Raw genomic sequence first — 22,139 nt, forward strand, 5'->3', positions numbered from 1 at the left:
GCCCCCCGCCACCACTGGCCGCAGCACCCCCACCCCGGAGACGCCGAAGGGCCGGTCGGAAACCCGACCGGCCCTTCCCAGCTGTGTACCCGCTCAGACCCGCGAAGGCTCCGCGTCCCCGGCGTTGCCCGCAGCCCCGGCGGACGCCTCAGCCTCCGCCTCAGCCTCGGCCGCCAGCTCGCGGCGCACCTCGGCCAGCGAGGGGTTGGCCCAGGCGCTCGCAACGCCCCAGTAGTAGAACGCCAGGCCGATCGCGGCCACGATCAGCAGGTCCCAGCCCTCCGGCAGGTAGCCGTGCCCGCCGAAGTCGGAGCTGCCGGCCCAGGAGACCCCGGCCATCACGAACAGGTAGGCGACCATCCAGGCGCCCGCCTTGAGGTGCGGCTTCAACTGCTCGAAGGGCTTGCGCAGCTCGTACCAGGCCCAGATCGGCAGACCGGCGGCCATCAGCAGGATGACCTTGCCGGTGAGCGGCCAGCGGGCCCAGTAGAGCACCAGCGAGCCGAAGACCATCGCGATCGGCGCGATCACCGGCATGGCCTTGAGCTTCACCGGGCGCTGGAGGTCCGGCGCGAGCCGGCGCAGCGCCATCACGGCGACCGGGCCGGTGATGTACGAGATCACGGTGGCGACGGAGACGATCTCGGCCAGCGAGCCCCAGCCGCGGAAGACCGCGAGGAACAGGAAGGCGACCACCAGGTTCAGCAGCAGCGCCGGGCGCGGGATGCCGGTCTTGGCGTCGACCTTGCCGAAGAGCTTCGGCAGGTGGCCGTTCTCCTGCACGCCGTGGATCATGCGCGAGGTGGTGGCGGCGTAGATCATGCCGGTGCCGGACGGCGAGACGAAGGCGTCCGCGTACAGCAGCAGTGCGAGCCAGTTGATGCCCCAGGCGATCGCGAGGTCCGCGAGCGGCGAGGTGTAGGAGAGGCTGCTCCAGCCGTTCGACAGGTCCGCGGCCGGGATGGCGCCGATGAACGCCACCTGCAGCGCGACGTAGATCACCAGGGCGATCAGGATCGAGCCGATGACGGCCTTGGGCAGCGACTTGCCGGGGTTGCGGGCCTCGCCGGCCAGGTTGAGCGGGGACTGGAAGCCGTTGAAGGCCCAGACGATGCCGGAGACGGCGACGGCGGTGAACACCGCGCTCCAGCCGTTCGGGGCGAAGCCGCCCTCCTGGGTGAAGTGCGAGGTGTCGAAGTGCGCGAGGAGCAGCGCGCCGGCGGTCAGCGTCGGCACGACGACCTTGAACACGGTGATCGCCGTGTTGGTCTTGGCGAACAGCGTGATCGCGAACCAGTTGAGGACGAAGTACACGACCAGCAGCACGCTGGCCAGCGCCACCCCGCTGAGGGTGAGTTCCTTGCCGTCGTACAGGCCCTTGGCCCAGCCGAAGTGCCAGGAGCTCATGTACTGGACGGACGCGGTGGCCTCACCCGGGATGACCGAGACGATGGCGATCCAGTTGGCCCAGGCGGCCAGGTAGCCGGCCAGCGAGCCGTGCGAGTACTGGCCGTACCGGACCATGCCGCCGGCCTTGGGGAACATCGACCCGAGCTCGCTGTAGGTGAGCGCGATGGTGAGCGCCACGGCGGCGCCGATCACCCAGGCGAGGATCGAGGCGGGGCCGGCCAGCCTGGCGGCCCGCTCGGCGCCGAACAGCCAGCCGGAGCCGATGATCGAGCCGAGCCCGACCGCGGTCAGGCTGATCGTGCCGAGCGATCGGCGGTAGTTCTGGTGTGATGCCGTCGGCGAATCGGGCTCACTCAACGTATCGGTCCTCTCGCTCGGGGTTCAGCGGATGGTGTCGGCGCTTTTACGGTTTTGGGTCGGTATTCCGGACAAACCCCAGCAGCCTATGGTTTCAAATGGGGCGAATACCTCAGAGGAAGCTCAAACCGCCCGATCGTTGCCATCTCGTGTCCGGTTTCCGGACGGCCGGGACCGCTCAACGAGACCGGCGCCACACCGCCATCGGCGGTGGATCACGAGGGGGAGTCGGCCGCGGGCCGGAAAAAGGAAATTCCCCGCGGGATCCTTTCGGATTCCACGGGGAATTTCGGTTGTGTCCGAGGGGGGACTTGAACCCCCACGCCCGATAAAGGGCACTAGCACCTCAAGCTAGCGCGTCTGCCATTCCGCCACCCGGACAGGGTGTGTGCTTCGGGGGTTTTTCTCTCGCCCCCTCGGCGACAGAGAGAACATTACCAGGCTTCCGGAGTGCTTCTCACCTGCGTTTCCTCGGCCCCGGCCCCGCCCCCCACCTCGCCAGGGCCGCCGACCCGCCTCGCCCCCGCCGCGCCCCCGCCGCAAGGGGGCCGGGCCGTGGGACGCCCGGTCCGTCCGGACTGGCTGGGACGGCTCGCGAGGGCGCTCGAACGCCGGGCGAAGCGGTGGCGAGGGTGAAGCAAACGATCGGTTACGCCCCAGCCGGCGATCGGTTCCGGTCGGAACCGATCCGACACGGGCAACTTGTCGACGGTGCCACGGCCGTACCGACCGCTCTCCTAGCCTCTGTGGACCGAGGGCGCCATGATGCGGATCGCCTGATTCCCGGGTCGCGGACGAAGGGCGGCTGGACGTGGAGCAGATCAGCGGGGCGGCGAAGGCCGAGCCGAGACGCGGCGCCCGATCGGGCCGCCGACCGACCGCCGACGGTCCCGCCGAGGGCGTGTGGCGCTTCCGGGTGCCCGCCGTCGAGGCCTCCGTGCCGCGCACCCGCCACGCGGTGCGGGACCGCCTGCTGGCCCAGGGCATGACCGGGGTGCGCTACCAGGAGCTGGTGGACGACGTGCTGCTGATCGTCTCCGAGCTGGTCGGCAACGCGGTGAGGCACGCGGCCGAGCTTTCGCCCGAGGTGACCACCGAGCTGTCGGTGCGCCGGGGCTGGGTGCGGGTCTCGGTCGAGGACGGCGACCCGTACCGGCCGAAGGCCCTGGAGAGCGACACCGGCCGCACTGGCGGGCGCGGCCTGCTGCTGGTGAAGAGTGTCACCCTCCAGGCGGGCGGGGTGTGCGACGTGGAGCACACGGGGGAGGGCGGCAAGGTCATCTGGGCCTCGCTACCCGTCCCCCCGGAGCCCGAGCCCTGAGGGGCGCCCCCTCGACGGCGCTCACCGCCGCAGCGGCCACAGGCGACGACGGCGCCCCGCACGAAGACGGCCGCCCCCGGCCGGGGACGGCCACCTCCACGGACCCGCTTCCGCTACCAGTCCCGACCGGCGATCTCCCGGATCCCCGGCAGCGCGGCCTCGAAGACGGTCTCGAACCAGACCGAGAACGGCCGCTCCGCCCGCAGCTCGCGCAGCTCCTGCGCGGTCACGAAGGCGAAGTCCTCGACCTCCTCCGGGTCCGGCTGGACCGGCGCGGTGACCAGCCCGACGAACAGGTGGTTCCACTCCCGCTCGATCAGCCCGGTGGCCTCGTCCGGCAGGTCGTAGCGGACGGTGCCGGCCTCGCACAGCAGCGCCGGCGCGATGCCCAGCTCCTCGGCGGTGCGCCGGGCGGCGGCCACGAAGGGCGGCTCGTCCGGGTACGGGTGCCCGCAGCAGGTGTTCGACCAGACGCCGGGGGAGTGGTACTTGGTGAGCGCCCGGCGCTGGAGCAGCAGCCGCCCCTGGCGGTCGAACAGGAAGACCGAGAAGGCCCGGTGCAGCCGGCCCGGCTGCTGGTGGGCCCAGAGCTTCTCACCGGTGCCGATGGTGACGCCCTCGTCGTCGACCAGTTCCAGCAGGATCTCGGTGCTCGAGGGGGCGGTGGCCCGGGGGTCGACCGTCACGTCTGTCTCCACGTCCAGGCCGCTGTCGATCTCGGCGGCGAAGTGGGTCGGGTCGGTCGGCGGACTCTGGGGCATGGGGCCTCTTTCGGGAGGGGGAGCGGGAGCAACGGGAGCGTCGAGCGCGTCGAGCGCGCCGTGGGCACCCGTCGGGGGGCTCGGGACGCGGCGCGGGCACCGGCGCCGGCGTCGGGCTCCAGTCTGCCGTATGGGTGGCGGTCCGGACGGGTCCCACGCACAACCGGGCGGATCATGACGCGGGGGAGTCCGGATCCGTACCGGAAACGGTCGGGGAAGCCCCCGGAAGGGTCATTCGTCCCGAAGACCAGTTCGGTATCCGTTCCCATTCTGTTCGATCACCGCACCTCCACCGTGTCGTCACCTCGGCGCCTCCGGTCCCGTTCGGGCGCGTCGCCCGGGTCGCCTACCATCGCTTACGACACGCTGCCCGGATCTGTGCCGGTCCGGCGCGCCGCCGCAGGGCCCGGCCGTACGCCGTCCCGACCGGCAACAGCGCCGCCGGGCCCGTCGGCACATCCCCGCGCGGACCGCACGACGCACCACGGATCAGGAGACCCCGCATGATCGGCCTCGTTCTGGCAGCCGGCGCCGGCCGCCGGCTGCGCCCGTACACCGACACCCTGCCCAAGGCGCTGGTGCCGGTCGACGGGGAGCGGACCGTCCTGGACCTCACCCTGGGCAACTTCGCCGAGGTCGGACTGCGCGAGGCGGCGATCGTCGTCGGCTACCGCAAGGAGGCGGTGTACGACCGCAAGGACGCCCTGGAGAGCAAGTACGGGGTCAAGCTCCACCTGGTCGAGAACGACAAGGCGGAGGAGTGGAACAACGCCTACTCGCTCTGGTGCGCCCGCGAGCTGTTCGCCGAGGGCCTGCTGCTGGCCAACGGCGACACCGTCCACCCGGCCTCCGTCCAGCGCACCATGCTGGAGGGCAACCAGCGCCTCGTCGAGGAGGGCCGGGCCCCCGGCATCCTGCTTGCCCTGGACACGGTGAAGAAGCTCGCCGACGAGGAGATGAAGGTCGTCGTCGACCCGGCCGCCGGCATGCGCCGCATCACCAAGCTGATGGACCCGGCCGAGGCGACCGGCGAGTACATCGGCGTCACCGTGATCAACCCGGCCGCGGCCGCCGACCTGACCGACGCACTGCGCGCCACCTACGAGCGCGACCCCCAGCTGTACTACGAGGACGGCTACCAGGAGATGGTCGACCGGGGCCTGCGGATCGACGTGCAGCCGATCGGCGAGGTGTCCTGGGTCGAGGTCGACAACCACGACGACCTGGCGAAGGCCCGGGAGATCGCGTGCCAGTACTGACCCGACTGGTCCCGTCGCCGCTGTTCGCGGAGATCCGCCCGGGCGCGCTGGACGCGCTCGGCGGCATCCTCGCGGACCAGAGGCTGTCGGCCTCGGGCCGGATCGCGGTGGCGATCAGCAACGGCTCCGGCGCCGCGATGCGCGAGCGCCTGGAGCCGGCCCTGCCCGGCGCCGACTGGTACAACGTGGACGACGGCAGCCTCGACAGCGCGGTGCGCTTCGCCGAGGAGATGCGCGGCAAGCACTACGACGCGGTCGTCGGCCTCGGCGGCGGCAAGATCATCGACGCCGCCAAGTACGCCGCCGCCCGGGTCGGCCTGCCGGTGGTCGCGGTGGCCACCAACCTCGCGCACGACGGCATCTGCTCCCCGGTCTCCACCCTCGACAACGATGCCGGCCGGGGCTCCTACGGGGTCCCCAGCCCGATCGGCATCATCGTCGACCTGGACGTGATCCGGCAGGCCCCGCAGCGCTTCGTGGCGGCCGGCATCGGGGACGTCGTCTCCAACATCTCGGCCTGCGCGGACTGGGAGTTGTCGCACGCCGTCACCGGCGAACCGGTGGACGGACTGGCCGTCGCGATGGCCCGCTCGGCGGGCGAGAACCTGCTGCGGCACCCAGGAAGCACTCAGGACCAGGACCTCCTGACGGCCCTCGCGGAAGCCCTGGTACTGTCCGGCATCGCGATGAACATCGCGGGCAGTTCCCGGCCCTCCTCGGGTGCCTGCCACGAGATCTGCCATGCCCTGGACGTGATGTACCCCAAGCGCTCCGCCCAGCACGGCGAACAGGTCGGCCTCGGCGCGGCGTTCGCCAGCTTCCTGCGGGGCGAGCGCGAGCTGACCGGTCTGATCGTGGAGCGACTGAGGAGCCACGGGCTGCCGGTGACCGCGGCTCAGATGGGTTTCACCGAAACGGAGTTCACCGAGGCGGTGCACTACGCTCCGAACACCCGCCCGGGCCGCTACACCATCCTGGAACACCTCGACCTCTCCCCTTCCGCAATCAGGGACGCGTACGCCGACTATGTCCAAGCCGTCAACAGCTGACCCCTCCACCGCGGGCGCCGAGCGGCCCCCGGTGGACCTGACCCGCCGGCCCTCGATCGAGGAGCTGCGGGCGGTGATCCACCCGGAGGGCATGCTCCAGCGCCGCAGCGCCGAGCACTGGGCCGGGCGCCTCTACATGCGGAAGATCTCGTTGCGGATCACCCGCGTGCTGTCCACCATGACGGCGATCACGCCCAACGGCCTGACCTACCTGATGATGTTCACCGGCATCCTGGCCGGCGCCGCCCTGGTCGTGCCGGGCATCACCGGCGCCGTCCTGGGCGCCCTGCTGATCCAGGTCTACCTGCTGCTGGACTGCGTGGACGGCGAGGTGGCCCGCTGGCGCCGGCAGACCTCGCTCACCGGCGTCTACCTGGACCGGGTCGGGCACTACATGTCCGAGGCGGCCCTGCTGACCGGCCTCGGCCTGCGCGCCACCGACCTGCTGCACCGCGAGGGCGGCGGCTCGCACTGGGAGTGGGCGTTCCTGGGCACGCTGGCCGCGCTCGGCGCGATCCTGATCAAGTCCGAGACGGACCTGGTGGACGTGGCCCGGGCCCGCAGCGGCCTGACGGCCGTCGAGGACAGCGCCTCGGTGCCGCGGTCCGCCTCGGTGGCCAAGGCCCGCCGGGCCGCCTCGCTGCTCAAGTTCCACCGCCTGGTCGGCGCGGTCGAGGCCTCGCTGTTCATCCTGGCGGCCGGGATCGCCGACGCCGTGCACGGCGGACTGTTCTTCACCCGGATCGCGGTCGTGGTGCTGGCGGCGATCGCCATGCTGCAGACCGTGCTGCACCTGCTGAGCATCGTCCTCTCGAGCAGGCTCCGATGACCACCTCCACCACCACCGCGGAGGACTTCCGCCTCGGCGTCGTGATCATCACCATGGGCAACCGGCCCGCCGAGCTCAACGCCCTGATCGAGTCCGTCCGTGCCCAGGAGGGCCCGGAGGTCGAGTTCGCCGTGGTCGGCCAGGGCGCGAAGCTGCCCCCGCTGCCGGCCGGTGTGCGCACCGTCGAGCTGCCGGAGAACCTGGGCATCCCGGGCGGGCGCAACGTGGGCATCGAGCTGTTCGGGCCGGACGGCCGGGAGGTGGACGCCGTCCTCTTCCTGGACGACGACGGCCTGCTGCCGCGCACCGACTCCGCCCGCCTGCTGCGCGAGGCCTTCACCGCCGACCCGGAGCTGGGCATCGTGTCCTTCCGGATCGAGGACCCGGACACCGGCGTCACCCAGCGCCGGCACGTCCCCCGGCTGCGCGCCAGCGACCCGATGCGCTCCTCCCGGGTGACCACCTTCCTGGGCGGTGCGAGCGCCGTGCGCTGCAAGGTGTTCGAGCAGGCCGGGCAGCTGCCGGCCGAGTTCTTCTACGCCCACGAGGAGACCGACCTCGCGTGGCGCGCCCTGGACGCCGGCTGGGCCATCGACTACCGGGCGGACGTGGTGCTGCACCACCCCGCGACCTCGCCGGCCCGGCACGCCGCCTACTTCCACAACGTGGCCCGTAACAGGGTCTGGCTCGCGAGGCGGAACCTTCCGGCCCCGTTGGTGCCTCTCTATCTGGGAACCTGGTTTCTGCTGACCCTGGCCCGACGTCCCTCCGCGGAGGGGTTGAGGGCCTGGCTGAGCGGATTCCGGGCGGGTTTCCGCGAACCCTGCGGTCCGCGCAAGCCCATGCGATGGCGTACCGTCTGGCGACTGACCAGGATGGGACGTCCTCCGATCATCTGATTGGATCAGGTGATCGATCGCCACGGCCGGTGACCACACGCCGGCCGGAATCCCCCCGTGATCCCAGTGGATCCCCATCGGCGCAAGGCCGGCGGACCCCCGCCGACCGGCCGCCCCGACAGATCCCGCGCGAAGGACGAATGTGTCGACAGTGAGTGAACCCGTCAGCCTCTCAGCCCCGAGGGGGGCGGACGCGGGCCTGACCCCCAAGCAGCTTGCGGACAAGTACGGCCTGTCGGTGAGCGGTGCCCGGCCCGGGCTGCTCGCCTACACCAAGCAGCTCTGGGCCCGGCGCCACTTCATCTGGGCCTTCGCCACCGCCCGCCTGGTGGCCCAGTACACCGACGCCAAGCTGGGCCAGCTGTGGCAGGTCGTGACCCCGCTGCTCAACTGCGGCGTGTTCTACCTGGTCTTCGGCGTCATCCTGGAGAACAAGGACGGCTTCCCGCCGCACACCTACATCGCCTGGCTGTGCATCGGCGTCTTCATCTTCCAGTTCACCCAGAACGCGGTGCAGTCCGGCACCCGGGCGATCTCCGACAACCTCGGCCTGATCCGCGCCCTGCACTTCCCGCGCGCCAGCCTGCCGATCGCCTTCACCGTGATCCAGCTCCAGCAGCTGCTGATCTCGACGGTCGTGCTGGTGGTCACCGTGCTGGCCGCCGGCATCACCCCGGGCAAGACCTGGCTGCTGATCATCCCGGCGCTGCTCCTGCAGACGCTGTTCAACACCGGCGTCTCGCTGATCTTCGCCCGGATCGGCGCCAAGACCAGTGACATCTCCCAGCTGATCCCGTTCGTGATGCGGGCCTGGATGTTCCTGTCCGGCGTGATGTTCAGCATCCAGGACCGGGTCCACAAGTGGCCGCACTACATCCAGGTGATCTGCAACATCAACCCGGCCTCGGTCTACATGGACCTGCTCCGGCACGCCTTCGCGCCGATCATCTACAACAAGCACCAGCCCGCGCACCAGTCGCTGCCGCCGCACCAGTGGACGTACGGCATCGCCTGGGCGGTCGGGATGTTCGTCATCGGATACGTCTTCTTCTGGAAGGCCGAGGAGGAGTACGGCCGTGGCTGACACCGACCTGAGCAAGCGCGACGCCGTCCCGGCCACGAGCGTGGCCCGCGAGCCCACCGTCGTCGTCGACGACGTGCACATCGTCTACCGGGTGCACGGCGCCGGCTCCGGCAAGGGCAGCGCCACCTCGGCGCTGAGCCGCATCATCAGCCGCAAGCGCGCCGCCGGCGTGCGCGAGGTGCACGCGGTCAAGGGCATCAGCTTCACCGCGTACAAGGGCGAGGCGGTCGGCCTGATCGGCTCCAACGGCTCCGGCAAGTCGACCATGCTGGCCGCCATCGCTGGCCTGCTGCCGACCGAGAAGGGCGGCATCTACACCAACGGCCAGCCCTCGCTGCTGGGCGTCAACGCGGCCCTGATGAACGAGCTCACCGGTGAGCGCAACGTCGTCCTGGGCTGCCTGGCGATGGGGATGTCCCCGGCCGACGTGCGGGCGCGCTACCAGGACATCGTCGAGTTCTCCGGGATCAACGACAAGGGCGACTTCATCTCCCTGCCGATGCGCACCTACTCCTCCGGCATGGGCGCCCGGCTGCGCTTCTCGATCGCCGCCGCCAAGACCCACGACGTGCTGCTGATCGACGAGGCGCTGGCCACCGGTGACCAGGCCTTCCAGCAGCGCAGCAAGAAGCGCATCGACGAGCTGCGCGGCTCGGCCGGTACGGTCTTCCTGGTCAGCCACGACAACAACTCGATCCGCGAGGTCTGCGAGCGGACCATCTGGATCGAGGCCGGCGAGCTGGTCATGGACGGTCCGACCGAGGAGGTCGTCGGCCGGTACGAGCGCGGCGAGCGCCCGTAACGCCCCCGCCGCCGCAGCGCCTGGCACCGAAGGGCCGGCCCCGGAACACTCCGGGGCCGGCCCTTCGGCGTGCGCCGCTCCCCCGGGTGGCCCGCCGCCGCGGGGGTGAGCGCCACCGTGCGCCGGGCGGGGCGCTCTTCTCGGGCGCGGCGCGTGGTGTCAGGCTGGGGGCGCGGGGGCGGTGTGCCTTGCGTGACGCCCGCGCTCGGACGCGTGTCCGAGTCGGACCGGTGGTACCGAGCGGTGTAGAACGGGGGAGTGACTGCAGTGTCGGCTTCGGCCCAGCCCAGAGATACGCCGGTGAACCCTTCCACGGGACAGACCCTGGAGAAGGCGGGTGCGGAGAACTTCCCGGTCGCCCCCTTCTTCCTGCCCGCGGCCTGGCGCGGTGACCTGATGACGGTCTACGGCTTCGCCCGGCTGGTCGACGACGCCGGCGACGGCGACCTGGCCGATCCGGCCGCCACCGCGGCCCTGCTCGGGATCGAGCAACGGCCCCCCGTCACTCCTTCGGCCCAGCCCGGCCCGCCGAGCCCGGCGGAGGTCTCCTTCCGGCTCGCGCTGCTCGACGGACTGGAGCGCGACCTCGACCGGGTGTTCGAGACCGCGCTGCGCCCCGCCGGCGCCGAGCCGCCCCGGCACCCGCTGCTGGGCCCCCTCGTCCCGCTGGTCGACCGGCACGGCCTGACGCCCGAGCCGTTCCGCCGTCTGATCGAGGCCAACCGGGTGGACCAGACCACCGCCCGCTACGCCACCTACGACGACCTGGTCGGCTACTGCACGCTCTCCGCCGACCCGGTCGGCCGCTTGGTGCTGTCCATCGCGGGCGTCTCCACCCCCGAGCGGATCGCCCTCTCGGACGCCGTCTGCACCGCCCTCCAACTGGTCGAACACCTCCAGGACGTGGCCGAGGACCTCTCCCACGGCCGGATCTACCTCCCCACCGAGGACCTGGAACGCTTCGGCGTCACCGAGGAGGAGCTCGCCGAGCCCACCGCGACCGGTGCGGTCCGGGAACTGATCGCCTTCGAGGTCGAACGGGCCCGCACCCTGCTCGACCGCGGCGCACCATTGGTAGGTACGGTTCGGGGGAGGCTTCGACTGCTCCTGGCGGGATTCACCGCAGGCGGCTACGCGGCCCTGGCGGCCGTCGAGGACGCCGGGTACGACGTGCTCGCCCGGCAGGCGAAGCCGGACAAGCGCCGCCTCGCAGCGAAGGCGGCGGCCATCTTCGCGAAGGGAAGGTGAACGCCCGAGTGGCGGCATCACCACTGGCGTCGGCCCCGGTCATGGCGGCGTACCGGTACTGCGAGGCAGTCACCGGACTGCAGGCACGCAACTTCAGCTACGGCATCCGCCTGCTGCCCGAGCCCAAGCGACTGGCCATGTCGGCCCTGTACGCGCTGGCCCGCCGGGTGGACGACATCGGCGACGGCGACCTCCCGGCCGACCGCAAGGCCGAGGCCCTGGTGCGCACCCGGGAGCTGGTGGACGAGGTCCGCTCCGGGGCGGTCGCCGAGGACGACACCGACCCGATCAAGGTCGCCCTGGCCGACGCGGCCCGGCGCTTCCCGATCCCGCTCGGCGGCTTCGACGAGCTGATCGACGGCGTGGAGATGGACCTCAAGGGCGCCGAGTACCAGACCTACGAGGAGCTCAAGGTCTACTGTCGCTGCGTGGCCGGCGCCATCGGCCGGCTCTCGCTGGGCGTCTACGGCTGCGAGGACCCGGAGCGCGGGGCGCAGTACGCGGACACCCTGGGCCTGGCCCTGCAGCTCACCAACATCCTGCGCGACCTGCGCGAGGACGCCCTGACCGGCCGCACCTACCTGCCCACCGAGGACCTGGTCCGGTTCGGCTGCGAGCAGGGCTTCGCGCTGCCCAGGCCGCCGGTCGGCGCCGACTTCACCGGGCTGGTGGCCTTCGAGGCCGCCCGGGCCCAGGCCGCCTTCGAGGAGGGCCTGCGGCTGCTGCCCCTGCTCGACCGCCGCAGCCGCGCCTGCACCGCCGCGATGGCCGGGATCTACCACCGGCTGCTCGGCCGGATCGCCGCCGATCCGGAGTCGGTGCTGCGCGGCCGGGTGTCGCTCCCGGGCTGGGAGAAGGCGTACGTGGCGCTTTCCGGGCTCGCCGGGGGGCGTTCTTGATTCTCGCCACGGTTCTGTCACGCTGTGTCAGCGGGGAATCACATCAGGGTGGCGCCGTGTTGACCACGGTGCCGTCCACGACGGTGCCGGCCGTGAGCGCGCCGGCGACAGCGACTGTCGCCGGGCGGTCCGGCGACTGCGAGGGGGAGGGCCGATGACCGGGCGAGCCGATGCCGCGCGCCCGGCTGCCGTCGTGGTCGGCGGCGGCCTGGCCGGGATCACCACCGCCCTGCGGCTGGCCGAGGCCGGTCACCGGGTCACCCTCGCCGAAGGGCGTCCCCGGCTCGGCGGCCTGGCCTTCTCCTTCCAGCGCGGCGACCTGATCGTCGACAACGGCCAGCACGTCTTCCTGCGCTGCTGCACCGCCTACCGCGGGCTGCTGGAGCGCCTGGGCGCCACCCGGATGACCCACCTCCAGGACCGGCTGGACGTCCCGGTGCTCTCCGTCACCGGCTCTGCCGGGGCCCCGATGCGCACCCTCGGCCGACTGCGGCGGGCCGGTCTGCCCGTCCCGCTGCACCTGGCCGGCAGCCTGGCCCGCTACCCGCACCTGTCCCCGGCCGACCGCGCCCGGGTGGTCCGCGGCGCGCTCGCCCTCAAGGGCCTGGACCTCGCCGACCCGGCGCTGGACGGGCTCTCCTTCGGCGAGTGGCTGCGCCGCAACGGGCAGAACGCCGCCACCACGGCCGCGCTCTGGGACCTGGTCGGCGTCGCCACCCTGAACGCCCGGGCCGACCAGGTGTCCCTGGCGCTCGCCGCGATGGTCTTCAAGACCGGGCTGCTCTCCGACCCGGGGGCGTCCGACATCGGCATCGCCGCCGTCCCGCTCGGCGTGATCCACCACGACCGGGCGCTCGCGGAGCTGGAACGCGCCGGCGTGCGGGTGCTGCTGCGCGCCCGCGTCGCGGAGCTCAAGCCGGCCGCGCCCCAGCACGCCCTCCGGCTGGAGGGCGGCCGACCGGGGGACGGCGAGCTGCTCACCGCCGACACCGTGGTGCTGGCCGGCGCCCAGGACACCGCCGCCGCCCTGCTGCCGCCGGGCGCCGTCCCCCACCGGCTGGAGGACCTCGGCACCACGCCGATCCTCAACGTGCACGTGGTCTACGACCGCAAGGTGCTGCGCCGGCCGTTCTTCGCCGCGCTCGACAGCCCGGTCCAGTGGGTCTTCGACCGCACCACCCACTCCGGCCTGGCCGGTACCCCGATCGGACGCGCCCACCCCGGCGCCCAGTACCTGGCGCTGTCCCAGTCGGCCGTCCAGGACGAGATCGACCTGCCGGTCGCCGAACTGCGCGACCGCTACCTGCCCGAGCTGGCCCGGCTGCTGCCGGCCGCCGCCGACGCCGAGGTGCTGGACTTCTTCGTCACCCGGGAGCGCACCGCGACCTTCGACGGGGCGCCCGGCAGTGCCGCGCTGCGGCCCGGGGCCGTGACCGGCGTCCCCGGCCTGCTGCTGGCGGGTGCGTGGACCGCCACCGGCTGGCCCGCGACCATGGAGGGCGCGGTGCGCAGCGGCCACGCCGCCGCGGACGCGGTGCTCGCCGCGGCCGGTGCCAGGGTGCCGGTGGACCGGGGCGACGGGCGGTGGCCCAGGTGACGGCGGGGCCCACCGCCGGAGAGCCCGCCAGAGCCGACGGGCGTACCGTCGGCCCCATCGGCTCCATCGGCCGCACCGACACCGATCGCCGCGGCACCGCCCGCCTCGACACCGCCAGCTTCGACACCAGCCGCACCGACAGTACCCGGCCGCCCCGTGCGGTCCGGCACCACGAGGGAGAGGGAACGCACGTGGAGTCACGCACCGGCATCGCCGTCGGAGGCACGGCGCACGCCGAACCGGTCTCGGTGCCGGAGCTGCTGGCCCGCAGCCGGACGCTCTGCGCCCCGCCGCTCCGGGCCACCGTCGCCCGTCTGGCCGCACCGATGGACACCGTCGCCGCCTACCACTTCGGCTGGATCGACCGGGACGGCACCCCGGTGGAGGGCGACGGCGGCAAGGCCGTGCGCCCCGCGCTGGCCCTGCTGTCCGCCCGGGCGGCCGGTGCGGCGCCCGAGGTCGGGGTGCCCGGCGGAGTGGCCGTTGAACTGGTGCACAACTTCTCCCTGCTCCATGATGATCTGATGGACGGTGACGAGACCCGGCGGCACCGGGCCACCGCCTGGACGGTCTTCGGCCCGGCCCAGGCGATCCTGGTCGGCGACGCCCTGGCGACGCTCGGCACGGAGGTGCTGCTCGACGCCGGGGTGACCGGTGGCGCGAGCCCCGCCGACGCCGCGCGCGCCGTCCGGCTGCTCACCACCGCGACCCGCAGACTCATCGACGGCCAGGCCATGGACGTCGCCTTCGAACAGCGCGACAGCGTCACCGTCGCCGAGTGCCTGGAGATGGAGGGCGGCAAGACGGCGGCCCTGCTGGCCGCCGCCTCGGCGATCGGCGCCGTCCTGGCCGGGGCCGACGACGAGGTCTCCGACGCCCTCCAGCGCTACGGCTACCACCTGGGCCTGGCCTTCCAGGCGGTGGACGACCTGCTCGGCATCTGGGGCGCGACCGAGGTCACCGGCAAGCCGCACTGGGGCGACCTGCGCCAGCGCAAGAAGTCGCTGCCGGTCGCCGCCGCGCTCGCCGAGGGCGGCGCCGCCTCGCGCCGGCTGGCCGAGCAGCTCGCGGACCCGAAGGGCCGGGGCGAGGAGGGCGAGCCCGAGCTCGCCGCCCGGGCCGCGCTGATCGAGGCGGCCGGCGGCCGGGCCTGGACCCAGGAGGAGGCCCGCCGCCAGCACACGACTGCCCTCGCCGCCCTGGACGAGGTGCCCATGTCCGACGAGGTGCGCGAGCACTTCGTCGCACTCGCCGAATTCGTGGTGGTACGAGAGAGGTGACGTTACGTTGACAGCAACCGCGGACGGCCGGCTCGACCCTGAGTACGATTCCGAGCCGGTCGCGGTGGGCGACCGCCCCCCGACCCTGCTGGGCGCGGGGCGGTGGCAGCCCGAGGACACCGACCGGCCCCGGCCGGCCGGTGAGGCGGACCGGCAGCCCGGCGACGTGCGCGAGGCCCTCGCGCGCGCCACCACCCACCTGCTCTCGCTGCAGTCCTCCGAGGGCTGGTGGAAGGGCGACCTGGAGACCAACGTCACCATGGACGCCGAGGACCTGCTGCTCCGCCAGTTCCTGGGCATCAGGACGGAGGAGCAGACCCGGGCCACCGCCGAGTGGATCCGCTCCCAGCAGCGGGAGGACGGCACCTGGGCCACCTTCCACGGCGGACCGCCCGAACTCTCCACCACCGTCGAGGCCTACGTCGCCCTCAAGCTCGCCGGCGACGACCCGGAGGCCCCGCACATGCTGGCCGCCGCGCGCTACGTCCGCTCCGCCGGGGGCATCGCGGCCGCCCGGGTGTTCACCCGGATCTGGCTCGCGCTCTTCGGCTGGTGGCCCTGGGACCGGCTGCCCGAGATGCCGCCCGAGATCATCTTCCTGCCCAAGTGGCTGCCGCTGAACATCTACGCCTTCGGCTGCTGGGCCCGGCAGACCATCGTCCCGCTGACCGTGGTCTCCTCGCACCGCCCGGTCCGTCCGGCCCCCTTCGCGATCACCGAGCTGCACACCGACCCGGACCACCCGTACCCCGAGCGGCCGCTCGCCCCCGCCACCAGCTGGGACGGCCTGTTCGCGCGCCTCGACAAGCTGCTGCACGCCTACCACCGCCGGGCCTTCCGGCCGCTGCGACGGCTCGCCGTCGCCCAGGCCTGCCGCTGGATCGTCGAACGGCAGGAGGCCGACGGCTGCTGGGGCGGCATCCAGCCGCCGGCCGTCTACTCGCTGATCGCCCTGCACCTGGAGGGCTACGAGCTGGAGCACCCGGTGATGAAGGCCGGGCTCTCCTCCTTCGACCGCTTCACCGTGCACACCGAGGACGGCATGCGCTGGATGGAGGCCTGCCAGTCCCCGGTCTGGGACACCTGCCTGGCCACCATCGCGCTGGTCGACGCCGGGGTGCCGGCCGACCACCCGGCACTGGTCTCCGCCGTCGACTGGATGCTCGGCGAGGAGATCCGCAAGCGCGGCGACTGGTCCGTCCAGCGGCCCACCCTGCCGGCCGGCGGCTGGGCCTTCGAGTTCGAGAACGACACCTACCCCGACATCGACGACACCGCCGAGGTGGTGCTGGCGCTGCGCCGGGTCGCCCACCCCGACCAGGCCAAGGTCGACGCGGCGGTGGAACGGGGCGTGCTGTGGAACCTCGGCATGCAGTCCAAGAACGGTGCCTGGGGCGCCTTCGACGTCGACAACACCAGCCTGCTGCCGAACAAGCTGCCGTTCTGCGACTTCGGCGAGGTGGTCGACCCGCCGTCCGCGGACGTCACCGCCCACGTGGTGGAGATGCTCGCCGAGACCGGCCGGGCCCGGGACCCGCGCACCCGCCGCGGCATCGAGTGGCTGCTGCGCGACCAGGAGGCGGACGGCTCCTGGTTCGGCCGCTGGGGCACCAACTACATCTACGGCACCGGCTCGGTGCTGCCCGCCCTGGTCGCGGCCGGCGTCCCGGACGAGCACCCGGCGATCCGCCGGGCGGTGCGCTGGCTGGAGGACCGGCAGAACGCCGACGGCGGCTGGGGCGAGGACATGCGCTCCTACGACGACCCGGCGCGCTGGGCCGGGCGCGGCGACTCCACCGCCTCGCAGACCGCGTGGGCGCTGATGGCGCTGCTCGCGGCGGGCGAGGGCCCGCAGGGCCGGGCCAACCCGGCGGTGGAGCGCGGGGTCGAGTGGCTGGTGCGCACCCAGCTGCCCGAGGGCACCTGGGACGAGCCGCAGTTCACCGGCACCGGCTTCCCGTGGGACTTCTCCATCAACTACCACCTGTACCGGCTGGTCTTCCCGGTCACCGCGCTCGGCCGCTACCTCAACGGCAGCCCCGGGATGGTGCGGCCGGGCGGCACGCCGGCGATCGGGGCGAACCGGTGACCACCGCCCCGCTGCTGGTGCTCTGCGCGCTGGGCCCCGAGGTGTGGGCCCTGCGCGGCGGCGACTGGCGCGGCTCGGCCGGCGGGCCCCCGGTGCTGGTGCGCACCGGGGTCGGCCGGCGGCGCGCCGGGACTGCCGTGCGGCGACTGCTCGGCTCCGCGCCGGGCGGCTACGGCGCGGTCGTGGTGGCCGGCTTCGGTGCCGCGGTCGGGCCGGGCGTGGCGCCGGGCGACGTGGTGGCCGCGGACGGCGTGCGCGACGCCGAGGGCCACCTCTACCCGGTCGACTCCGGGCCGGAGCTGGCCCGGGCGCTCAAGGAACACGGCCTGACCGCGCACACCGGGGTGCACCACACCGCCGACCACGTGGTGCGCGGCATCGAGCGGCGCGCCCTGCACGTCCAGGGGGCGCTCGCCGTCGACATGGAGGCCGCCGCCGTGCTGGCCGCACTGCGGGAGGTGCGCCCGGCGCTGCCGGTGGCCGTGCTGCGGGTGGTGGTGGACACCCCCGAGCACGAGCTGCTGCGGCCGGGCACGCTCCCGGCAGGGGTGCGCGCCTGGCGGACCCTGCGGGCGACGGTACCCGCCCTGGTCGACTGGTACCGGCAGGAGCTCGACACCCGCTCCGCAGTCCTGAACCACCCCACATCCTCGACGCTCCCCCAGGAGGCGAGCTAGCCATGGCCATGCCGTTGCGCCAGACCGTGCGGGTCGGCACCTACCTGATGCAGCAGAAGCTGCTCAAGCGAAGGGACAAGTTCCCGCTGATCGTCGAGCTGGAACCGCTGTTCGCCTGCAACCTCGCCTGCGAGGGCTGCGGCAAGATCCAGCACCCGGCGGGCGTGCTCAAGCAGCGGATGCCGGTCGCCCAGGCGGTCGGCGCGGTCCTGGAGTCGGGTGCCCCGATGGTCTCGATCGCCGGCGGTGAGCCGCTGATGCACCCGCAGATCGACGAGATCGTCCGACAGCTGGTGGAGCGCCGCAAGTACGTCTTCCTCTGCACCAACGCGCTGCTGATGCGCAAGAAGATGGACAAGTTCAAGCCCTCGCCGTACTTCACCTTCGCCGTGCACATCGACGGGCTGCGCGAGCGGCACGACGAGTCGGTGGCCAAGGAGGGCACCTTCGACGAGGCAGTGGCGGCGATCAAGGAGGCCAAGCGGCGCGGCTTCCGGGTCACCACCAACAGCACCTTCTTCAACACCGACACCCCGCAGACCGTCATCGACGTCCTGGACTTCCTGAACGACGAGCTCAAGGTCGACGAGATGATGATCTCCCCGGCCTACGCCTACGAGAAGGCCCCCGACCAGGAGCACTTCCTCGGCGTCGAGCAGACCAGGGAGCTCTTCCGCAAAGCCTTCGCCGGCGGCAACCGCAAGCGGTGGCGCCTCAACCACAGCCCGCTCTTCCTGGACTTCCTGGAGGGCAAGGCCGACTTCGAGTGCACCCCCTGGGGCATCCCCAACTACTCGCTGTTCGGCTGGCAGCGGCCCTGCTACCTGATGGCCGACGGCTACGTGCCCACCTACCGCGAGCTGGTGGAGAAGACCGACTGGAGCAAGTACGGGCGCGGCAAGGACCCGCGCTGCGAGAACTGCATGGCCCACTGCGGCTACGAGCCGACCGCCGTCCTGGCCACCATGGGCTCGCTCCAGCAGTCGCTGCGCGCCATCACCGAGACCGTCAGCTCCAACCGGGGGCGCTGAACCCGGGCCGGGCCGCCCGGCACCGCAGCCGTCCCGCGTCCTGAGCTCCCGTCCGGCCCGGGCCGTCGTGCCCGGGCCGGCCCCGCCCCCGGTGGGCGGAGGCACCACCGCACCGCTCCGAGTCGTGAGGTGTACCCATGTCACTGCTCTCCCGCGTCACGTCCCCGGCCGAGCTGCGCAAGCTCCCGGCCGCCGAACTGCCGCTGCTCGCCGACGAGATCCGAGACTTCCTGATCGACGCCGTCACCCGCACCGGCGGCCACCTCGGGCCCAACCTCGGCGTGGTGGAGCTGACCATCGCGCTGCACCGGGTCTTCGACTCGCCCTACGACCGGATCGTCTTCGACACCGGCCACCAGAGCTACGTCCACAAGCTGCTCACCGGCCGGCAGGACTTCTCCAGGCTGCGGATGAAGGGCGGCCTGTCCGGCTACCCCTCCCGGGCCGAGTCCGAGCACGACCTGGTGGAGAACTCGCACGCCTCCACCGCGCTCTCCTACGCCGACGGGCTCGCCAAGGCCGCCCAGCTGCTCGGCCAGCACGACCGGCACACCGTCGCGGTGATCGGCGACGGCGCGCTCACCGGCGGGCTCGCCTGGGAGGCGCTGAACAACATCGCCGAGGCCCGCGACCGGCCGCTGGTCATCGTCGTCAACGACAACGAGCGCTCCTACGCCAGGACCGTCGGCGGACTGGCCCACCACCTGGCCACCCTGCGCACCACCCAGGGCTACGAGCGCTTCCTCGCGCTCGGCAAGGAGGCGCTGCAGCGCACCCCGCTGGTCGGCCAGCCGATCTTCGACGCGCTGCACGGCGCCAAGAAGGGCTTCAAGGACGCCTTCGCCCCGCAGGGCATGTTCGAGGACCTCGGGCTCAAGTACCTCGGTCCGATCGACGGCCACGACCTGGGCGCGGTCGAGCAGGCGCTGCGGCAGGCCCGGAACTTCGGCGGCCCGGTGATCGTGCACTGCCTGACCGTCAAGGGGCGCGGCTACCGGCCCGCCGAACAGGACGAGGCGGACCGCTTCCACGCCGTCAACCCGATCGACCCGTACACCTGTCTGCCGATCTCGCCCAGCGCCGGGGTCTCCTGGACCTCGGTGTTCGGCGAGGAACTGCTCGCGCTCGGCGCCGAGCGGCCCGACCTGGTGGCGATCACCGCGGCGATGCTCCAGCCGGTCGGGCTGGCGCCGTTCGCCAAGGCGTACCCGGACCGGACCTTCGACGTCGGGATCGCCGAGCAGCACGCCGTCACCAGCGCGGCGGGGCTGGCCACCGGTGGGCTGCACCCGGTGGTGGCGGTCTACGCGACCTTCCTGAACCGGGCCTTCGACCAGGTCCTGATGGACGTCGCGCTGCACCGGCTGGGTGTCACCTTCGTGCTCGACCGCTCCGGGGTCACCGGTTCGGACGGCGCCTCGCACAACGGCATGTGGGACCTGTCGGTGCTCCAGGTCGTCCCCGGGCTGCGGCTGGCCGCGCCGCGCGACGCCGAGCAGTTGCGGGCCCAGCTGCGGGAGGCCGTCGAGGTCGAGGACGCGCCGACCGTGGTCCGCTTCCCCAAGGGCAACGTCGGGCCGGTCGTCGAGGCGGTCGAACGGATCGGCGGGACGGACGTGCTGCTGCGCACCGGGCCGGCACCGGAGATCCTGCTGGTGGCCGTCGGCGTCACCGCCTCCGCCTGCCTGGACGCCGCCCGGCTGCTGCTCGCCGAGGGCTTCACCGCGACCGTGGTCGACCCGCGCTGGGTCAAGCCGGTCGACCCGGCCCTGGCCGGCCTCGCCGCCGCCCACCGGCTGGTGGTCACCGTCGAGGACGGCGGCCGCACCGGCGGCGTCGGTTCGGCCGTCGCCCAGGCGCTGCGCGACGCCGACGTGGACGTCCCGGTGCGGGTGCTCGGCCTGCCGCAGGAGTTCCTCGGCCACGCCGCCCGCGGCGAGATCCTGGAGGAGGCCGGCCTGACCGGCACCGGGGTCGCGGCCCAGACCGCCGTCTTCGCCAAGAACCTGCTACCGACCCGAGGAGCGAACCCGCGCCATGCCGGCTGACCCCGACCGCCCCGCCTTCGACCTCGCCGCCCTCCTCGCCGAACGCGGCGGTGAGCGTTACGAGTTGCACAGCCGCCACCTCAACCCGCAGCTGCCGCGGATGCTCCGCACGATCGGCTTCGACAAGTACTACGAGCGCGCGCAGGGCCAGTACTTCTACGACGCCGAGGGCAACGAGTACCTGGACATGCTGGCCGGCTTCGGCATCTTCGCGCTCGGCCGGCACCATCCGGCGGTGCGTTCGGCGGTCCAGCAGGTGATGGACCTGGACCTGCCGGACCTGGTCCGCTTCGACTGCTCGCCGTTGCCCGGGCTGCTGGCCGAGCGGCTGCTCTCGTACGCGCCCGGCCTGGACCGGGTGTTCTTCGGCAACAGCGGTACCGAGGCGGTGGAGACCGCGTTGAAGTTCGCCCGGTACGCCACCGGCCGACGGCGCGTCCTCTACGCCGACCACGCCTTCCACGGGTTGACCACCGGCTCGCTGTCCGTCAACGGGGAGAGCGGCTTCCGCAAGGGCTTCGACCCGCTGCTGCCGGACACCGCCATCCCGCTCGGCGACATCGGGGCGCTGGCCAAGGAGTTGAAGCGCGGGGACGTCGCGGCTCTGATCGTCGAGCCGATCCAGGGCAAGGGCGTCCAGGCGCCGCCGCCCGGCTGGCTGCGGGCGGCCCAGGCGCTGCTGCACGAGCACAAGGCGCTGCTGATCTGCGACGAGGTGCAGACCGGGATCGGCCGCACCGGCGAGTTCTTCGCCTACCAGCACGAGGAGGGCGTGCTGCCGGACCTGGTGTGCGCGGCCAAGGCGCTCTCCGGCGGGTACGTGCCGGTCGGGGCCACGCTCGGCAAGAGCTGGATCTTCGAGAAGGTGTACTCCTCGATGGACCGGGTGCTGGTGCACTCGGCGAGCTTCGGGTCCAACGCCCAGGCGATGGCGGCCGGGCTGGCGACCCTGGAGGTGATGCGCGAGGAGAAGGTGGTGGAGAACGCCCGGCAGGTCGGCGACCGGTTCCGCGAGCGGCTGACGGCGCTGATCGACCGGTACGAGCTGCTCGCCGAGGTGCGTGGCCGGGGGCTGATGATCGGCATCGAGTTCGGCCGGCCCAGGTCGTTGAAGCTGCGTACCGGGTGGACGGCCCTCCAGGCGGCGCGCAAGGGGCTGTTCGCGCAGATGGTGGTCGTCCCGCTGCTGCAGCGCCACCGGATCCTGACCCAGGTGTCCGGGGACCACCTGGAAGTGATCAAACTGATCCCGCCGCTGATCATCACCGACCGGGACGTGGACCGGTTCGTCGACGCGTTCACCGAGATCATGGACGAGGCCCACCGGGGGAACGGCCTGATGTGGGACTTCGGCCGGACGCTGGTGAAGCAGGCGGTCGGTAACAGGTAGTGCGGCGCGGAGTGCTCGGCAACACGTAGTGCGGCGCGGGGGGGGGGGGGGGGGGGGGGGGGGGGGGTCGTCGCCCCCCCCCCCCCCCCCCACGGCCGCGGCGTCGCGA

The 22,139-nt window shown here is 72.6% G+C and carries 18 protein-coding genes and 1 tRNA gene; 16 read left to right on the forward strand and 3 right to left on the reverse strand.

Annotated elements, in window-relative coordinates; genetic code table 11:
• Positions 1–93: 93 nt before the first annotated feature.
• Positions 94–1,767: an APC family permease gene (locus ACZ4W5_RS01890; protein WP_465652099.1), complete on the reverse strand. Its 1,674-nt coding sequence runs from the start codon at positions 1,765–1,767 to the stop codon at positions 94–96.
• Positions 1,768–2,063: 296 nt separating this feature from the next.
• A tRNA-Leu gene (locus ACZ4W5_RS01895) sits at positions 2,064–2,148 on the reverse strand.
• A 430-nt stretch (positions 2,149–2,578) separates the two neighbouring features.
• On the opposite strand from ACZ4W5_RS01895, the gene ACZ4W5_RS01900 reads away from it, so the two are divergent.
• Positions 2,579–3,088: an ATP-binding protein gene (locus ACZ4W5_RS01900; RefSeq protein ID WP_402488452.1), complete on the forward strand. Its 510-nt coding sequence runs from the start codon at positions 2,579–2,581 to the stop codon at positions 3,086–3,088.
• 113 nt (positions 3,089–3,201) lie between these two features.
• On the opposite strand, the gene idi is transcribed toward ACZ4W5_RS01900, so the two are convergent.
• Complete coding sequence (gene idi / locus ACZ4W5_RS01905) at positions 3,202–3,849, reverse strand: isopentenyl-diphosphate Delta-isomerase (protein ID WP_402488455.1); 648 nt, start codon at positions 3,847–3,849, stop codon at positions 3,202–3,204.
• Between the two features lie 503 nt (positions 3,850–4,352).
• Here idi and ACZ4W5_RS01910 point away from each other — a divergent pair.
• From ACZ4W5_RS01910 to ACZ4W5_RS01980, 15 genes are all read left to right on the forward strand, one after another.
• Complete coding sequence (locus tag ACZ4W5_RS01910) at positions 4,353–5,108, forward strand: phosphocholine cytidylyltransferase family protein (protein WP_402488457.1); 756 nt, start codon at positions 4,353–4,355, stop codon at positions 5,106–5,108.
• Positions 5,096–6,157, forward strand: a complete 1,062-nt coding sequence (locus ACZ4W5_RS01915; protein ID WP_360238807.1) for an iron-containing alcohol dehydrogenase family protein — start codon at positions 5,096–5,098, stop codon at positions 6,155–6,157. The genes ACZ4W5_RS01910 and ACZ4W5_RS01915 overlap by 13 nt, the downstream gene beginning before the upstream one ends.
• A 91-nt stretch (positions 6,158–6,248) precedes the next feature.
• The gene (locus ACZ4W5_RS01920; RefSeq protein ID WP_360238876.1) at positions 6,249–6,986 is read left to right on the forward strand and encodes a CDP-alcohol phosphatidyltransferase family protein; all 738 of its coding nucleotides are present in this window, start codon (positions 6,249–6,251) and stop codon (positions 6,984–6,986) included.
• Positions 6,983–7,885 (forward strand): glycosyltransferase family 2 protein, encoded by a 903-nt coding sequence (locus ACZ4W5_RS01925; RefSeq protein WP_360238805.1) that lies wholly within the window; start codon positions 6,983–6,985, stop codon positions 7,883–7,885. Before ACZ4W5_RS01920 ends, ACZ4W5_RS01925 begins: the two co-directional genes overlap by 4 nt.
• Before the next feature lie 142 nt (positions 7,886–8,027).
• A complete protein-coding gene (locus ACZ4W5_RS01930; protein WP_360238803.1) occupies positions 8,028–8,969 on the forward strand; it encodes an ABC transporter permease in 942 nt (313 codons plus the stop codon).
• A complete protein-coding gene (locus ACZ4W5_RS01935) occupies positions 8,962–9,771 on the forward strand; it encodes an ABC transporter ATP-binding protein (RefSeq protein WP_360238801.1) in 810 nt (269 codons plus the stop codon). The genes ACZ4W5_RS01930 and ACZ4W5_RS01935 overlap by 8 nt, the downstream gene beginning before the upstream one ends.
• A 300-nt stretch (positions 9,772–10,071) precedes the next feature.
• On the forward strand, positions 10,072–11,019 hold the full coding sequence (hpnC, locus tag ACZ4W5_RS01940) for a squalene synthase HpnC (RefSeq protein WP_465652104.1): 948 nt from the start codon (positions 10,072–10,074) through the stop codon (positions 11,017–11,019).
• A gap of 41 nt (positions 11,020–11,060) precedes the next feature.
• Entirely contained in the window at positions 11,061–11,918 is an 858-nt protein-coding gene (gene hpnD, locus ACZ4W5_RS01945; protein WP_360238874.1) for a presqualene diphosphate synthase HpnD, read from the forward strand.
• 154 nt (positions 11,919–12,072) lie between these two features.
• Positions 12,073–13,515: a hydroxysqualene dehydroxylase HpnE gene (gene hpnE, locus ACZ4W5_RS01950; protein WP_465652106.1), complete on the forward strand. Its 1,443-nt coding sequence runs from the start codon at positions 12,073–12,075 to the stop codon at positions 13,513–13,515.
• Between the two features lie 191 nt (positions 13,516–13,706).
• On the forward strand, positions 13,707–14,795 hold the full coding sequence (locus ACZ4W5_RS01955) for a polyprenyl synthetase family protein (RefSeq protein ID WP_465652108.1): 1,089 nt from the start codon (positions 13,707–13,709) through the stop codon (positions 14,793–14,795).
• A gap of 7 nt (positions 14,796–14,802) precedes the next feature.
• A complete protein-coding gene (gene shc, locus ACZ4W5_RS01960) occupies positions 14,803–16,884 on the forward strand; it encodes a squalene--hopene cyclase (RefSeq protein ID WP_402488471.1) in 2,082 nt (693 codons plus the stop codon).
• On the forward strand, positions 16,881–17,561 hold the full coding sequence (locus ACZ4W5_RS01965) for a 5'-methylthioadenosine/S-adenosylhomocysteine nucleosidase family protein (protein WP_465652111.1): 681 nt from the start codon (positions 16,881–16,883) through the stop codon (positions 17,559–17,561). The genes shc and ACZ4W5_RS01965 overlap by 4 nt, the downstream gene beginning before the upstream one ends.
• A 2-nt stretch (positions 17,562–17,563) precedes the next feature.
• On the forward strand, positions 17,564–18,592 hold the full coding sequence (gene hpnH, locus ACZ4W5_RS01970) for an adenosyl-hopene transferase HpnH (RefSeq protein ID WP_360238793.1): 1,029 nt from the start codon (positions 17,564–17,566) through the stop codon (positions 18,590–18,592).
• A gap of 137 nt (positions 18,593–18,729) precedes the next feature.
• On the forward strand, positions 18,730–20,640 hold the full coding sequence (gene dxs / locus ACZ4W5_RS01975; protein WP_465652113.1) for a 1-deoxy-D-xylulose-5-phosphate synthase: 1,911 nt from the start codon (positions 18,730–18,732) through the stop codon (positions 20,638–20,640).
• Positions 20,630–22,030 (forward strand): aspartate aminotransferase family protein, encoded by a 1,401-nt coding sequence (locus tag ACZ4W5_RS01980; RefSeq protein ID WP_360238789.1) that lies wholly within the window; start codon positions 20,630–20,632, stop codon positions 22,028–22,030. Before dxs ends, ACZ4W5_RS01980 begins: the two co-directional genes overlap by 11 nt.
• Positions 22,031–22,139: the final 109 nt, after the last annotated feature.

The organism is Kitasatospora sp. NPDC029367, from assembly GCF_055569135.1.